The organism is Globicatella sp. PHS-GS-PNBC-21-1553, assembly GCF_033564055.1.
GTDB classification, from domain to species: domain Bacteria; phylum Bacillota; class Bacilli; order Lactobacillales; family Aerococcaceae; genus Globicatella; species Globicatella sulfidifaciens.
Genome location: NZ_CP085470.1, coordinates 2,185,769 through 2,201,070 on the forward strand (window position 1 = coordinate 2,185,769; position 15,302 = coordinate 2,201,070).

Annotated in this window: 16 protein-coding genes and 1 pseudogene; 11 read left to right on the plus strand and 6 right to left on the minus strand. The window is 36.9% G+C overall.

From position 1 onward, the window contains the following. Window positions 1-24: 24 nt before the first annotated feature. The 5 genes and pseudogenes from dnaK (at window position 25) to LB888_RS10520 (ending at window position 6,986) form a co-directional block, all read left to right on the plus strand. On the plus strand, window positions 25-1,851 hold the full coding sequence (dnaK, locus tag LB888_RS10500) for a molecular chaperone DnaK (protein WP_318752883.1): 1,827 nt from the start codon (window positions 25-27) through the stop codon (window positions 1,849-1,851). A 247-nt stretch (window positions 1,852-2,098) separates the two neighbouring features. After that, window positions 2,099-3,241, plus strand: a complete 1,143-nt coding sequence (gene dnaJ, locus LB888_RS10505; RefSeq protein ID WP_078755600.1) for a molecular chaperone DnaJ — start codon at window positions 2,099-2,101, stop codon at window positions 3,239-3,241. 335 nt (window positions 3,242-3,576) lie between these two features. Beyond that, window positions 3,577-4,326: an isoprenyl transferase gene (locus tag LB888_RS10510; protein WP_318753978.1), complete on the plus strand. Its 750-nt coding sequence runs from the start codon at window positions 3,577-3,579 to the stop codon at window positions 4,324-4,326. A 9-nt stretch (window positions 4,327-4,335) separates the two neighbouring features. Further along, on the plus strand, window positions 4,336-5,130 hold the full coding sequence (locus LB888_RS10515) for a phosphatidate cytidylyltransferase (RefSeq protein ID WP_078755602.1): 795 nt from the start codon (window positions 4,336-4,338) through the stop codon (window positions 5,128-5,130). 186 nt (window positions 5,131-5,316) lie between these two features. Beyond that, window positions 5,317-6,986 (plus strand): annotated as a pseudogene (locus LB888_RS10520) (formate--tetrahydrofolate ligase). A gap of 354 nt (window positions 6,987-7,340) precedes the next feature. Here the strand turns inward: LB888_RS10520 and LB888_RS10525 are convergent. Genes LB888_RS10525 through LB888_RS10535 form a run of 3 tightly spaced genes read right to left on the minus strand, consistent with a single transcriptional unit; the run spans window position 7,341 to window position 9,795 of the window. After that, window positions 7,341-7,688: a hypothetical protein gene (locus LB888_RS10525; protein WP_318752884.1), complete on the minus strand. Its 348-nt coding sequence runs from the start codon at window positions 7,686-7,688 to the stop codon at window positions 7,341-7,343. Beyond that, window positions 7,685-9,103 carry a Y-family DNA polymerase gene (locus LB888_RS10530; protein WP_318752885.1) on the minus strand — a complete coding sequence of 473 codons (1,419 nt, stop codon included), beginning with the start codon at window positions 9,101-9,103 and terminating at the stop codon, window positions 7,685-7,687. Before LB888_RS10530 ends, LB888_RS10525 begins: the two co-directional genes overlap by 4 nt. Before the next feature lie 2 nt (window positions 9,104-9,105). Continuing rightward, window positions 9,106-9,795 (minus strand): helix-turn-helix transcriptional regulator, encoded by a 690-nt coding sequence (locus tag LB888_RS10535; RefSeq protein ID WP_276648343.1) that lies wholly within the window; start codon window positions 9,793-9,795, stop codon window positions 9,106-9,108. A 256-nt stretch (window positions 9,796-10,051) separates the two neighbouring features. Here LB888_RS10535 and LB888_RS10540 point away from each other — a divergent pair, with 256 nt between their 5' ends. Both LB888_RS10540 and LB888_RS10545 read left to right on the plus strand, forming a co-directional pair. Continuing rightward, window positions 10,052-10,549 (plus strand): metallophosphoesterase, encoded by a 498-nt coding sequence (locus LB888_RS10540; RefSeq protein WP_318752886.1) that lies wholly within the window; start codon window positions 10,052-10,054, stop codon window positions 10,547-10,549. Window positions 10,550-10,570: 21 nt separating this feature from the next. Continuing rightward, window positions 10,571-10,936, plus strand: coding sequence for a hypothetical protein (locus LB888_RS10545; RefSeq protein ID WP_318752887.1), 366 nt, complete (start codon window positions 10,571-10,573; stop codon window positions 10,934-10,936). 433 nt (window positions 10,937-11,369) lie between these two features. Here the strand turns inward: LB888_RS10545 and LB888_RS10550 are convergent, their stop codons facing one another. After that, entirely contained in the window at window positions 11,370-12,185 is an 816-nt protein-coding gene (locus LB888_RS10550; RefSeq protein ID WP_318752888.1) for a Cof-type HAD-IIB family hydrolase, read from the minus strand. 110 nt (window positions 12,186-12,295) lie between these two features. Here LB888_RS10550 and LB888_RS10555 point away from each other — a divergent pair, with 110 nt between their 5' ends. Then, a complete protein-coding gene (locus LB888_RS10555; protein ID WP_066124715.1) occupies window positions 12,296-12,607 on the plus strand; it encodes a metal-sulfur cluster assembly factor in 312 nt (103 codons plus the stop codon). Between the two features lie 11 nt (window positions 12,608-12,618). After that, window positions 12,619-13,125, plus strand: a complete 507-nt coding sequence (locus tag LB888_RS10560; protein WP_276648402.1) for an acyl-CoA thioesterase — start codon at window positions 12,619-12,621, stop codon at window positions 13,123-13,125. Window positions 13,126-13,262: 137 nt separating this feature from the next. Here the strand turns inward: LB888_RS10560 and LB888_RS10565 are convergent, their stop codons facing one another. Then, window positions 13,263-13,892, minus strand: a complete 630-nt coding sequence (locus LB888_RS10565; RefSeq protein WP_318752889.1) for a lysophospholipid acyltransferase family protein — start codon at window positions 13,890-13,892, stop codon at window positions 13,263-13,265. A gap of 100 nt (window positions 13,893-13,992) precedes the next feature. On the opposite strand from LB888_RS10565, the gene LB888_RS10570 reads away from it, so the two are divergent. Further along, a complete protein-coding gene (locus tag LB888_RS10570; protein ID WP_318752890.1) occupies window positions 13,993-14,751 on the plus strand; it encodes a glutaminyl-peptide cyclotransferase in 759 nt (252 codons plus the stop codon). 80 nt (window positions 14,752-14,831) lie between these two features. Next, a complete protein-coding gene (locus LB888_RS10575; RefSeq protein ID WP_318752891.1) occupies window positions 14,832-14,999 on the plus strand; it encodes a hypothetical protein in 168 nt (55 codons plus the stop codon). Here the strand turns inward: LB888_RS10575 and LB888_RS10580 are convergent. Continuing rightward, window positions 14,954-15,130 carry a hypothetical protein gene (locus LB888_RS10580; protein ID WP_318752892.1) on the minus strand — a complete coding sequence of 59 codons (177 nt, stop codon included), beginning with the start codon at window positions 15,128-15,130 and terminating at the stop codon, window positions 14,954-14,956. The genes LB888_RS10575 and LB888_RS10580 overlap by 46 nt on opposite strands. Between the last annotated feature and the right edge of the window lie 172 nt (window positions 15,131-15,302).

The following is a 15,302-nucleotide window of genomic DNA, read 5'->3' on the forward strand; positions in this document are numbered from 1 at the left end:
TAAATTATAAAGGAGAAATGTAAAATGGCTAAAATTATTGGTATTGACTTAGGTACTACAAACTCAGCTGTCTCTGTCTTAGAAGGTGGAGAAGCAAAAATTATTCCAAACCCAGAAGGTAATCGTACCACACCTTCAGTTGTTGCTTTTAAAAATGATGAAATTCAAGTAGGGGAAGTTGCAAAACGTCAAGCAGTGACAAATCCTAACACTGTAAGTTCAATTAAACGTTATATGGGTGAAGACCATAAAGTTTCAATGGGTGGCAAAGACTACACACCACAAGAAATTTCAGCGATGATTTTACAATACTTAAAAGGTTTTGCTGAAGATTATTTAGGCGAAAAAGTTGAAAAAGCTGTTATTACGGTTCCTGCTTACTTCAACGATGCTCAACGTCAAGCGACAAAAGATGCTGGCCGTATTGCTGGTTTAGAAGTAGAACGTATCGTTAACGAGCCGACAGCAGCAGCTTTAGCTTATGGTTTAGATAAAACTGATAAAGAAGAAAAAGTATTAGTATTCGACTTAGGTGGCGGTACCTTCGACGTTTCAATTCTTGAATTAGGTGACGGCGTATTCGACGTATTATCTACATCAGGAGACAACCACTTAGGTGGAGATGACTTTGACCAAAAAATTATGGATTATTTAGTAGCAGAATTCAAAAAAGAAAATGGTATTGACTTATCGAAAGATAAAATGGCCTTACAACGTTTGAAAGATGCTGCTGAAAAAGCTAAAAAAGATTTATCTGGTGTGACTTCAACACAAATTAGCTTACCATTCATTACAGCAGGAGCAGAAGGTCCATTACATATGGAATTATCATTAACTCGTGCGAAATTTGAAGAATTAACCCATGAATTAGTAGAACGTACAAAACAACCTGTTCGTCAAGCACTTAAAGATGCTGGTTTATCACAATCTGAAATTGACGAAGTTATCTTAGTAGGTGGTTCAACACGTATTCCAGCAGTGGTTGAAGCTGTTCGTAAAGAAACTGGTAAAGAGCCTAACAAATCAGTTAACCCAGACGAAGTGGTTGCAATGGGTGCTGCTATCCAAGGTGGGGTTATCTCAGGTGATGTGAAAGATATCGTCTTATTAGACGTAACACCATTATCATTAGGTATTGAAACAATGGGTGGCGTGTTCACTAAATTAATTGACCGTAACACTACAATTCCAACATCTAAATCACAAGTGTTCTCAACCGCAGCTGATAATCAACCTGCAGTAGATGTACACGTATTACAAGGTGAACGTCAAATGGCAGCTGACAACAAAACATTAGGTCGCTTCCAATTAACGGATATTCCACCTGCACCACGTGGTATCCCTCAAATCGAAGTAACTTTCGATATTGACAAAAACGGTATCGTTAACGTAAGTGCAAAAGATTTAGGTACTCAAAAAGAACAAACGATTACGATTAAATCATCTTCAGGTTTAACTGATGAAGAAATCGATCGTATGGTGAAAGATGCTGAAGCCAACGCAGAAGCAGATAAAGCACGTCGTGAAGAAGCTGACTTACGTAATGAAGTGGATCAATTAATCTTCGCTACTGATAAAACTTTAGATGAATTAAAAGACAAAGTATCTGAAGAAGAAGTTAAAGAAGCAGAAGCAGCACGTGATGAATTGAAAGCAGCCGTTGAAGCAAACGACTTAGAAGCAATGAAAGCTAAACGTGATGCATTAAATGAAGTAGTTCAAAACTTAACCGTTAAATTATATGAACAAGCGGCAGCAGCACAACAAGCAGCAGCAGGTGCTGAAGCAACTTCAGATAACCAAAATGATGACGGCGTAGTAGATGCTGACTTCGAAGAAGTAGACGAGTAATCAACTGATAATAAGATTATAAGGTCTGATTCGTTTTGAAGATAATGTAAGACTTTAATGAAGGCTTTTGTTATTAAATAAATTCGAACAACCTAATAATTGAGTATGATAGCTGGGGTGGGCGAGGAAGTCAGAATCGATGAGACTTGGCTTCCAGCTCACTCCTATTTAGTATTTTTCAGATGAATATTGATAAATTCTTAAATTTTGATTATGATAGATAAGTCTACAACGAAGGAGGTTGAAAATGGCAACTAAACGTGATTATTATGAAGTCCTAGGTGTTTCACGCGATGCCTCAGATGCAGAAATAAAAAAAGCATACCGTAAACTCTCAAAACAATATCATCCGGATATTAATAAAGAACCGGGTGCGGACGAAAAATTTAAAGAAATAACAGAAGCGTATGAAGTTCTAAGCGATAGCCAAAAACGTGCAGCATATGATCAATACGGACATGCAGCCAATGATCCTAACTTTGGTGGTGGTTTTGGTGGCTTCGGGGGTGGAGCCGGAGGGTTCGGTGGCTTCGAAGATATTTTTGATACATTCTTTGGTGGCGGCATGGGAGGTGCCAGTCGTCGTCCGAATGCTCCTCAACGAGGAAATGATTTACAATATCGTGTAACCTTAACCTTTGAAGAAGCCATCTTTGGAAAAGAAACGACTATTACCTATAAGCGTAATGAAGAATGTCATACTTGTCATGGTTCTGGAGCCAAAGAAGGTACTAAACCCGTAACTTGTTCGAAATGTCATGGAACAGGTGCGATTCAAGTAGAACGTAATACACCATTTGGTCGTGTGATGACTCAAACAGTCTGTGATGTCTGCCAAGGTACGGGGAAAGAAATCAAAGAAAAATGTCACACTTGTCATGGTTCAGGTATTGAAAACAAAGAACATTCTGTTAAAATTACTATTCCAGCAGGTGTTGATGATGATCAACAAATGCGTTTATCAGGACAAGGTGAAGCGGGTAAAAACGGTGGTCCTTATGGCGATTTATATGTTATTTTCCGTGTGAAACCAAGTGATAAATTTGAACGTAATGGTACTGAAATCTTCTACAATTTACCTATTAATTTCGCACAAGCGGCCTTGGGTGACGAAATTACCGTACCAACGGTTCATGGCAATGTAAAACTTAAAGTACCAGCGGGTACTCAAACGGATACCACTTTCCGTTTACGTGGCAAGGGAGCACCAAGTGTACGTGGAACAGGAAATGGCGATCAACATGTAACCGTCAAAGTGGTAACACCAACGAAGTTATCTGATAAAGAAAAACAATTATTTAAAGACTTAGCCAAAGAAAGCGGATCGAGTCTAAAAGGACATGACCCAGGCTTTTTTGACAAAGTAAAAGATATGTTTGACGGCAAATAATATATCCTCACTGAGTTGACTTTAAAAGTGGATCTTTCAAGCTGTTTGTAATGCAGAGATAGAATAAATAATTTATAATAATGTGTAACTTAGACATCTTCTCATTGTGCTTTTGATAGTCAACTGGAGGAGTTATCAAACCGGCCTTACTAGTTAGCTTACCCTAGCTAGTAGGTGTCGGTTTTTTATTTTGAATATCGTCAACAAGGAATGCGTTTTAGCTTTTTTTACCTGTAAACAGATAGATTACTATGATGGCGACAGTGGTTATCAGACAAAGTGACAGAACTATTCTATTCTCTAGGCTTTTTTGATATAATAAATTTAAGTTTAGAATAAAAAAGGGAAAAGGATTATATAACATGTCTAAAGAATTACAAACAATACCCCAGCATGTTGCGATTATTATGGATGGCAATGGACGTTGGGCTAAAAAAAGATTGATGCCGCGTGTAGCTGGGCATAAACGTGGAGTCGAAACAATTAAGCGTATCACTAAATATGCTAATAGTAAGGGCATTAAGTTAATCACACTTTATGCTTTTTCAACAGAAAATTGGGGACGACCTCAAGATGAAGTTAACTTTTTAATGAAATTACCGGGTGATTTTTTCTCGTCATTTTTACCAGAATTAATTGAAAATAATTGTCGTGTTGAATGTATTGGTGATATTACCAAATTACCTGAGGATACCCAAAATATTTTAAATAAAGCGATTGCTGAAAGTGCGCATTGTACTGGACTAGTATTAAACTTTGCGATTAATTATGGTGGACAACAAGAGATGATTCAGGCCATCCAGGCGATTAGTCAAAAAGTTAAAGAGGGTGCAATTGAGATAGATCAAATTGATGAGGCATTAGTTGAAGATTATTTATTCACTGCACGTTATGGAGCTATTGCAAAACCTGACTTAGTGATTAGAACCAGTGGTGAGCAACGATTAAGTAATTTCTTATTATGGCAATCTGCTTATAGCGAATTGTATTTTACGGATGTCTTGTGGCCAGATTTTTCTGAAAGAGATTTTGAAGAAGCTTTGGTTGCTTTTAGTAATCGTAACCGTCGTTTCGGAAAAGTTTAGGAGGGACCGATGAGAACAAGAATTATTGGGGCGATAATAGGGATAGCAGTGCTTATTCCCTTTGTTTATTTAGGAAGTCATCCTTTCGCTTATGGCATCCTGGTAGTGGCTATTTTAGGATTATTTGAAATTGCTCGCATGAAACAAATTCAATATTTTAATGCGATTGGATTGATTTCTTCGCTTGCAGTCGCTTTAATCGTTTTACCAGAACATTATAATTTAAGTTGGATTACTAATTTCAATTCTCAGTTTTTATTTTATTTGTGTGGAATGGCGCTATTGGTTTTAACCGTCTATGGTTATAAAGAAATCAACTTTGAAGAAGTATCGGTATTAATGTTTGCGGCTTTATATGTAGGATTCGGCTTTCGTTTTATTATTTTAATTCGAGATATGGGCCTAGTCACATTAGCTTATCTATTCGTTGTGATTTGGGCCACTGATATTGGCGCTTATTTTATTGGTAGAGCCTATGGTAAACATAAATTAGCACCGGAAGTCAGTCCCAACAAAACGATTGAAGGTTCTATTGGAGGTGTCCTTTGTGCGATGCTTGCTGGTGTTGTCTTTGTATTTATTTTTCAACCTAATTTAGGTGATACCAATCATGTTTGGCTATTGAGTATTATCTTATCGCTAGTCGGACAATTTGGTGATTTAGTCGAATCAGCGTTAAAGCGTCATTTTAATGTTAAGGATTCAGGTAAATTTTTACCAGGACACGGTGGTGTATTAGACCGATTTGATAGTTTAATTTTTGCGAGCTTTATGTTTATGATTTGGCTCAATTTATTTCAATAAATAATTCAGCATCTTCATTCTTATTAGATTGAGGGTGCTTTTTGAGTTTAATACAAAAGTAGCACGAGAGGGAGAGGGTTATGCCAGACGCCTTTTGAGTTTAACAAACCTATTTGAAAAATGAAAAAATACTGAGTATAATGAAATTTAATTATTTAATTGTTAAGAAAGTAAAGAAGGTGCGAGATGAGTTATTTAACAGACATTGAGATTGCGCATTCAGTTGAAATGGCACCCATTGAACAAATTGCAGAAAAGTTAGCTATTTCAGATGAACAACTCCATCATTATGGAAAATATAAAGCGAAAATAGATTATCAGAAATTACCCGCTAAGGATCCAGGTAAATTAATTTTAGTAACAGCTATTTCACCGACACCAGCCGGGGAAGGAAAAACGACGACTTCGGTAGGATTAGCTGATGGTTTAAGATATATTGGCAAAAAGGCTGCCTTAGCATTGCGTGAGCCGTCATTGGGACCGGTCTTCGGTTTAAAAGGTGGCGCAGCTGGTGGTGGGCGTGCTCAAGTCGTTCCAATGGAAGATATCAATTTACATTTTACTGGAGACTTCCATGCGATTAGTGCTGCTCATAATCTATTAGCAGCGATGTTAGATAATCACCTTCATCAAGGTAATCATCTGCAAATTGATCCACGCACTATCGTTTGGAAACGCGTGGTTGATATGAATGATCGTCAATTACGCCATATCGTATCAGGACTTCAAGGCAGTGCTAATGGAGTCCCACGTGAAGATGGATATGATATAACCGTTGCCAGTGAGATTATGGCGATTTTATGTTTAGCAGAAGATTTAGCGGATTTAAAATCACGGATTGCTAAAATTATTGTGGCGTATAATGTTAAAGGTGAACCAGTAACCGCAGCTGATTTAAAAGCGGCTGGTGCCATGACCGTTTTATTAAAGGAAGCAGTCATGCCCAACCTCGTCCAAACCTTGGAACAGACACCTGCTATTATTCATGGCGGCCCCTTTGCGAATATTGCACACGGTTGTAATAGTGTGATTGCGACTCGCACCGCACTTAATTTAGCTGATTATGTCGTGACGGAAGCTGGATTTGGAGCTGATTTAGGAGCGGAGAAATTTCTCGATATTAAATGCCGTACTGCCCAATTGAATCCTCACGCAGTGGTATTGGTGGCCACGGTACGCGCTTTAAAAATGCATGGGGGTGTGGCCAAGACTGACTTAAATCTGGAAAATGTTGCAGCCGTTAAACAAGGTTTACCGAACCTTCAACGCCACTTAACTAATTTGCATACAGTCTATGGTGTACCAGTCGTCGTGGCTATTAATAAATTTCCGACGGATACTGAAGCTGAATTACAAGAAATTTTGAGCTTATGTCAAAGTTTAGATGCAGAAGTGGTCCTTTCTGATGTGTGGGCTCAAGGGGGAAAGGTGGCGCTGATTTAGCGCGAAAAGTAGTGGCGATGAGTGAAAAAACGCCCGCTACATTACGTTATGCCTATGAATTAGACGATAGTATCGAAGAAAAAATTACCAAAGTAGTACAAACAATTTATCATGGTAGCCATGTTATCTATGATAAAAAAGTGCGCAAACAAATACTTCAACTAACGAATTTAGGTTTTGCTAATTTACCGATATGCATTGCCAAAACCCAATATTCTTTTTCTGACAAACCACAGTTAATTGGGGCGCCAGAAGATTTTGATATAACGGTTAAGGAATTGCGATTATCGGCGGGCGCCGGCTTTATCGTCGTGATTACCGGGGAAATTATGACCATGCCGGGCTTACCAAAAGTCCCAGCAGCCGAAACAATCGATATTGATAATGATGGTAATATTACAGGCTTGTTTTAGTCCTATGGGTTTGCTTGGGTAAAATGTGGCGTATTAAAAATGTTCGGTATTCATCAAGTTTTCTATTAATTCAGTAGTCAAGACTTGTGAGGTTAATTATTTTATCAAAGCTTTTAGGTCATTCAATCACTAATGTTGTGAGATAGGTCGGTTTTAGGAGCGCCTTTTAGTGAATTAAGCGTGCTGTTTTGCAATGCACAAACATTATCTTTTAACTTAGTGCCTTATTTTGTCTAGTAATTTAATCATGTTAGTTCGTGACAAAAAGGAAACCTCTAGTAAGTTAGTTGCAGGATAAATGTTAAAAAAATAGAGGAGTATCATGACGGAAGCTAAACGTCGGTGATACTCCTCTTAACTTTCAATTTCGTCGGCTAACTGCATCGTAATAATATCTTTAATCGGAATAAAATGATAATGTTGCTTAGTTTGGACACCGATTTGCTCGGTATTTAGCACTGTAATCGTTCCAGTAATCGTTTCGGTACCAACGACAAAATTGATGGTCAATTGATGAACATAAGCTTGAGAAAGTAATAATAGTTTTTCATCGAGTGATAAAGCCTTTGAAAAATCAATGACATCGCCATTATCATTTAAGGCACTATTATGTTCTGATAAGAAAAAACCAATCCATTTAGCCATCTTACGATCATGGTACATACGAGCCGAACGAAAAGGTAAATAACTGCGATCAATCATGATAAACCATCTAACCCTCCTGCAGAATGTCCACCAATTAACTTACTACGTGCGACCATTCTCGAATTTTCCAATAGCGAATTCGCTTTTTGAATCGCAAGAAAACCATATTTACTGCGAATTTCATCAATGGCATGATCCATTTTTTCTTGCTTATCTAATTTAATGGGATCATCAAATAAGCTGTAAAAGGTATACACTTCATCCACTAACCCACTGTAACGTACCGCAATACTTCTTACCGGATGTCCTTTATATTTTTTACGAAAAAGAGTGAGGACATATTGAGTTAAGCGCTTGGTGCTTTGAGTGGGATCAACCTTCATTTGGGTATTGATACTAGCTACGTCTACATCATTGCTGAAACCGATATGAATCGCCACATTTGTTGCTTTTTTATGGACACGTCGTAAGCGAATCGCGACTTGCTCGGCCATTTCACTTAGCACTAATTCAATATCGGATTGAAAATAATAATTTTTAGGTAAGATTTGTGAGTTGCCAATTCCTTTAGCGCGAGGATGGTATCGTTCTAATACATTGCTTTCATCCACACCATTAGCATGAAACCATAATTGTAGACCGATAATACCAAATTCTTTATTTAAATCATCAGGGTTAGCATTGGCTAACTCTTTAATAGAATAGATTTTTAATTTATTGAGTCGTTTTTCCGTTCGGCTACCAATACCCCAAAAATCAGTTAACTTAGGAATTTGCCATACTTTGGTTTCGACATCTTCATAAGACCAATTAGCTCGCATATTGCGATTATGCTTGGCTTCATTATCCAGTGCTAACTTAGCGAGTAGGGGATTAGCATTACTCATACCAATCGTAGAATAGATGCCGGTTGCTTGAAAAATATCGGTCTGAATCTTTTTAGAAATTTGATCGAGCTTTACTTTGCGACTGGTCGTAATACTGTCAGGAATAAAATAATCAAGTGAACGCGTTAAATCGATAAATCCCTCATCAATCGAATAAGGCAATATCTCTTCTTTAGGGGAATAATTTTGTAAAATGGCTTGGATTTCTAGATTACGCTCAATGTATAAACCCATACGTGGTGGTACAATATACGTACGTTGTGCCCAATATTCAATATATTGTTTGGTTCTTAAATCACTTTTTAATCCTTGTTTTTTAGCAATATAAGGATCAAAACGACGGGTTTGAATATTAAAAGGTAAATCATAGCTACGACTCACATTTTTCTTGCCAAAGACCTTTTTAAATAAAGGAGAGGACGCTAAAATTAAACCATTTGAATTATCTGAACGACTCATCACACACAGGGAAGTCGTTAGCGGATTTAAGCCTAATTCAACACATTCAACACTGGCATAGAAGGATTTCATATCGATAAACGCGATATCAGAGCGAGGCTCTCGCGAATAATCAATATAGCCCATTATTATCGCTCCAAGGGCATAAAATTACCGACGATTTTGCCGACAACACGTGGTTCTTCATCATAAGGGGCTAGTTTATCAGCGTATTTTTTATTAAGTGAAACCAGTCTTAAGCCCTCTGCTTCACGGTAAACTTTCTTCAAGTAAGTCTGACCGTCCCAAACCACAGCATAAATCGCACCATCATAATCAAAACCAGTGTCTTTAATTAAGGCGACTGAACCATTTAAATACTTCGGTTCCATGGAATCTCCATAAATCCAAGAGGCAATATCGTAATCAATTTCTTCATCAAAATAAACTGTCTCATAATTGCGATCATCCATTGCAGAATATCCTGTCCCAGCTGATAATTTCTCGTAAACACGGTATTCGAATAATTGGATGGGTTGAGCTGTTTTTTCTTGTTGAAGCTGATCATCTAATGTTTTTTTCGTATAATTGAGCACCACTTGTTGATTAGGTGGGGTGAGTTGTAAATATAAATCAACAATCTCATATTCTGATTCAAAGTAAGTCGGAGTCACCTCTAGCAATTCCGCTAATAAATCTAAGTTTTTTTGATTAGGACGCGTCTTGTCCGCTTCCCAATTGAAATATGAAGCACGACTCACACCGACTTGTTTCGCGAGTTGGCTTTGTGATAAGCCAAGCTCTTCACGACGTTTTTTTAATTGTTGGCCAGAAAACACTAAAATCACTCCTTTGTGTAAGTTTGTTAACTAACTATATTTTAGCACGCTTTGTAGCGGAAAGCAATCAAAAGTTAGTTTTTTAACTGACGATAATTTAAATGATTATCTAAAACTTTTAAGATTTGTCATTAAATGTTTACTCAAATATTTACATTTTCCATACAAATAACATACAGTTAATTAAGAAAATGTTTACATTACTTTGCTAATATTTAGATTATAAAATTAGAGAAAGGGTGAGGTAATGTATTTGATGATGAATCCAACAAATCAATTTCGTATTGTACAAATTACGGATATTCATTTAAATCATTATCCATTCGACGAAAATGATCAAATAATTTTAACGGATATCAAACAAGCGTTAGAAATGTTAAAACCAGATTTAAATATGTTAACCGGTGATTATGTGAATACTTATCAAAATGAGCAAGAAGAATTAATTTTCAGAAACTTTTTTGCCTTTCTGAACCAATTTCATGCCCCTAAAGCAATCACCTACGGCCATCATGATTCTGAACGATGTCTTGACCGAGTGGATATTGAAAAAATATTCAATGAGATTGTCGTAAATAAAGTTAAACGGGAACATGAAGAATGGATTGAAGGCTTGTCACAATATGCCGTGATGATTAAAGGAGATAAGGGGTTATCCAATGTTCTTTATGTGATGGATTCTGGTCGGACAGCGCCTGGAATAGAGCGTACCAATGACTGGATATTACCTAGACAGGTCGAATGGTTTAGATAGGTATCCCGACGTTATACAGAGATGAAGTATAATTTAGTATTTATGCATTCACCGTTACCCGAATATGATCAAGCGCGAGTTAATATTTTAGCGGGAGAATCAAGAGAGCCAAATCAAAGCATCTCGTTTAGTCGTATTAATACTGGACTTTTTTCAGAGTTCTTTTTTTCAGAACAAATAGACTCAGTTTATTGTGGACATAATCATTTAAATAATGCTGAAATGATGTGGGAAGGAATCCGTTTAATCTATGGTATGTTTTGTGGGAGAGATGAAAAATCCGGGGATTTTCGAGGAGTTCGTTATATTGATATTGACGGGGCAACAGGCGCGGTTACGACTGACTTTAGATATTTTTATGAGTTCAAAAAAGGTGACAACCAATAGCAAATGCCATGATTGTCACTTTGTTAGCTTAGTCTCAAAAAGTCTGTATCAGTATCCTGAGATGCCATTTGATAATCGAAACTTTATGAAACGAAGATACTAAGCTTAAATTGATAAGACCAGTCAAGTTATTATTCGTTATTTATAAGCGAAATAATTAAGTGGCATCAAACTAGTCTTTAAGACGTTGTTTAATGCCATTTTACTGTGCGGGGGAGGTAGATGAAGCGAAAATATTTTAATTTTCTACTTCTTACCATTCCCTTATTATTATATATTTGATGAGTGCTTAATAAGCCAATTAATATTGATACCTTTGAGTTTAATTTTTATAATAAATGTAAAATTAATAGGTTTATACAACTCTATTACATATCCGCATTTAAAAAGCTAAAATTAATTGGGCTATACAACTCTATTACGCAACTACACTTTAAATCACTAAATCAAAATAGCGGATAAGGTAATCAGCTAAACCATCTTCATCATTGGTTAGGCGGGTAATGTCATTAGCTGAAGCTTTAATTTCTTCGGTTGCATTTTTCATGGCAACGCCTAAACCAGCATATTCTAGCATTTCTAAGTCATTATTTTCGTCCCCAAAAGCTAAAATATTATCAACGGGTATTCGATGAAAATCAGCGATAGCTTTGACACCGACAGCTTTGTTAATCGATTTACGGACAATTTCTAAACAAGGTAAGATACCACCCCAAGTTCGAACAGATACTTGGTCGCCATAATGTTCTTCAATTTTGACACGAATGTCAGCCATTTTTTCTTCAGGTGAGAAGACGGTAATGGCCGTTGGATTATAAGTTAAAGATTCACGATTTAAGCGGTCGACTAAGGCTAAATCAAAAGGATAGAAAGGACTATCAGGTAAATTCATTGAGCTAGTAAAGAGGCGATCTTTGCCTTCAGCACACAATAAATCAATATTAAGTCGATCTTGATTCGCAAATAAATCAAAAGCAATTTCTTTATCTAAAGTTAAATGATAGCTCGGAATATAATGATCACGGCCTGGGAAATGACATAGCGCCCCATTGAAGTTTACCATCGGTGCTTCGATCCCGATTTCCCGATAAATATCACTACTATTACGGTAAGGGCGGCCCGTTACAATACAAACGAGGTGGCCAAGGTCACTAACAGCACGGAGTGCTTGAATGGTTTTAGATGTTAATTTTGATTGGTTATTTAAGGTAGTCCCATCCAGGTCTATCGCAATTAAATGTTGTTTCATGCTTTCTCTCCTTTGAATAATTTCTTTTCTATTATAACAGAATTTTAATAACTTGCAAAAATCCATAATTCTAGTAATATATATCTTGTATAATAGAATGAGGTGTTGAGATGAATGAAGAAACACAAGCAGCAGTGATGGCCGCTCTTGAAACGGTCATTGACCCAGAATTAGGGATCGATTTAGTAAATTTGGGATTAATCTACAATGTTGAAGTCAATAATGAAGGCGTTTGCGCGATTGATATGACGTTAACGACGATGGGCTGTCCTTTAGCCGATGTGATTGTAACGGATGTACGCAATGCAGTCTTAAAAGTCGATGGTATTAGCGATGTAATGATTGAATTTGTGTGGTATCCGGCCTGGGGACCTGAACGAATGTCGCGTTATGCTAAAATTGCTTTAGGGATGCCATTTTAAAGGAGTAGGACATGGAAAAGAACGGAAAATATTGTCAAGATTCAAGAACGGTGACCACCCATTATATTTTACCGAGTGATACCAATGGTCATGGTACATTATATGGTGGACGTTTAATGGAAATGATTGATAGTATCGCTTACCTAGCCTTTGCTAAGCATACCCGTTTAGTGGGAGTAACAGCGTCAATGGATCAATTAAATTTTATTGCGCCATTACCGGAAGGGGATGCGGTAACGATTGATACTTTTGTTTCAGGAGTTTCTAATCGCTCTGTTGAAGTGTTTTGTAAAGTAACGGGAGAACATCCACAAAAAGGCAAAACTTATTTAGCCGCAACAGCTTTTTTAACCTTTGTGGCAACCCAAAAGCCTGAACATCCTGAAGGTATCGTAGCAGTTATTCCACAAACTGATGAAGAAAAATTGGTGTGCGAAGGGTATGAAAGACGTCGTAAAGCACGTTTAAATGACCGGGAGAAAGATAAAGAATTTAATAATCGTTTGACTTTAAATTAACATTAAAGCCACCTCATTCTTTTCGATGCTAGTGCGAAAAATGTGAGATGGCTTTTTATTTTTCTATAGGCTCTATGCTTTTTGTACCTTTATAAGCGTACACAGTTAGTATAAAACCTAAAGGATATCAAATATATTTACTTTTTAGGTTTAGGTACATAGACATACTCAGGGTCTAGTTGCTTATCTAATAAGGCGAATTGTTCAGCAATTTGAGCATCAACTTTGGCTAACATTTCTTTGTCATATTTTTGAGTTGAATCAAAGGGAATGGGTTGTCCAAAGGCAATTTTAGCTCGTTTACGGGTAATAAATTGCCAAAAACCAATAGGTGGCTGTATGGCAACTGGTACAATGGTGGCTTTACTTAATTTTTGGATAAAGGCCGTTCCACTTTTAATTTCGGTGGTATGACGTGAACCCGATGGAAAAATCCCTATATTTAAATTTTCTTTTGTTAAGACTTTGACAGCATGTTTAATGGTTGTAGTGGATGGTTTCTCACGATTAACGGGAAAAACATTACCTTTAGTTAATAATTTCGCTAACCATTTTTGTTTAAATAAAGAATCTTTGGCCATAAAGGCAACCTCTTTAGGATAGACCACATCTGCTAAAAAGAAGGGATCTGTCATTGAACGATGCGTACTGGCAATAATAAGTGGTTGATCCTTTGGAAGATTTTCTAAGCCACTGACTTGTGGTTTTCCATTAAATAAGTGGAAAATAAATTTAATCATATGAACAGCAAATTGATAAAAGGTCATTTGATAACCTACTTTCTTTCTATATTACTTTAACTTTAATTCTACCAATTTTTTCAGAAATAAGCTACAATTAAATATGAACTCACGAGGAGTGATGAATGTGAAAGACAGATATAAAAGCTTATTTTTATTATGGATACTTGGTATGCCGGTTACAGTGCAAGCAGCTGATTCAGTGGTATTAATTAACCGATATCCTATCAATGAACCCGTCTTTACCCAAGGTTTGGAAGTGATAGAGAATCGCTTAGTATTAGGAACAGGATTATATGGCGAATCGGAAATTGGTTGGATTGACTTAGAAACTGGCGACTTTCAAGTACAAGATCAATTAGATGATAATTATTTTGGGGAAGGATTAACCGCTACCACGGACTATTTATGGCAGTTTACTTGGCGAGAAGAGAAAGCTTATAAACGTTCATTAGATGACCTAACCTTATTAGAAGAAATTACTTTTGATGGGGATGGATGGGGAATGGCTTATGATGAAAAAGCTGATGTGATTTGGACTTCTGATGGTAGTGCTCAATTGACCAAGCGAGACCCTGAAACTTTAGTAGCACTTGACACCTTAACCGTCACTCAAAACAATCAGATGATTGAACGCCTTAATGAGTTGGAGTATGCTAATGAGGCTATTTATGCGAATGTATGGCAAACCAATAAAATAGTTAAAATAAATCTACAAGATGGTCAAGTAGAACAAGTATGGGACTTAACCGATTTAGTGGAGGAACTTCATGTTACCGATGCTAATCCTGATCGTGTATTAAATGGCATTGCTCATATTGAAGGGAATCGGTTTTATGTGACAGGTAAATTATTTCCTATAATATGGGAAGTTGAATTGACTTAGTCTATTTTTGCATCTCGCAATAATTGTTTTATATTATTTCGAAAAATTGAAGAGGGAGTGGACCAGAAGTAGAAAATCGAATGATTTTCGCTTCGTCTGTCCACCCCCGCACAGTTGGGAGTGGACCAAAAGTAGAAAATCAAATGATTTTCGCTTTGTCTGTCCACCCCCGCACAGTTGGGAGTGGACCAAAAGTAGAAAATCAAATGATTTTCGCTTTGTCTGTCCACCCCCGCACAGTTGAGTAGGTCTCAAGCAAGTCATTAAGACGCAGGTTGAGACCACTCAACCACTGCGCTTTTAATTTAATAACAATAACTTGATTGAGTTTACCAAATTTATCTTTAACCTCATTAAGACGCAGGTTGAGACCACTCAACCACTGCGCTTTTAATTAAGTAGATATACCTGAACAGAATTTAAAAAAATTTTGCCCAGCCACGCCCTAAATTGCAATTTATCAATAAATATTTGAGTATTGTGGGAAATTTGTAAATCAAACTAAACATTGGAGAATGTACAGGTTGCCGATTCCAAATAAACTAAAAAAC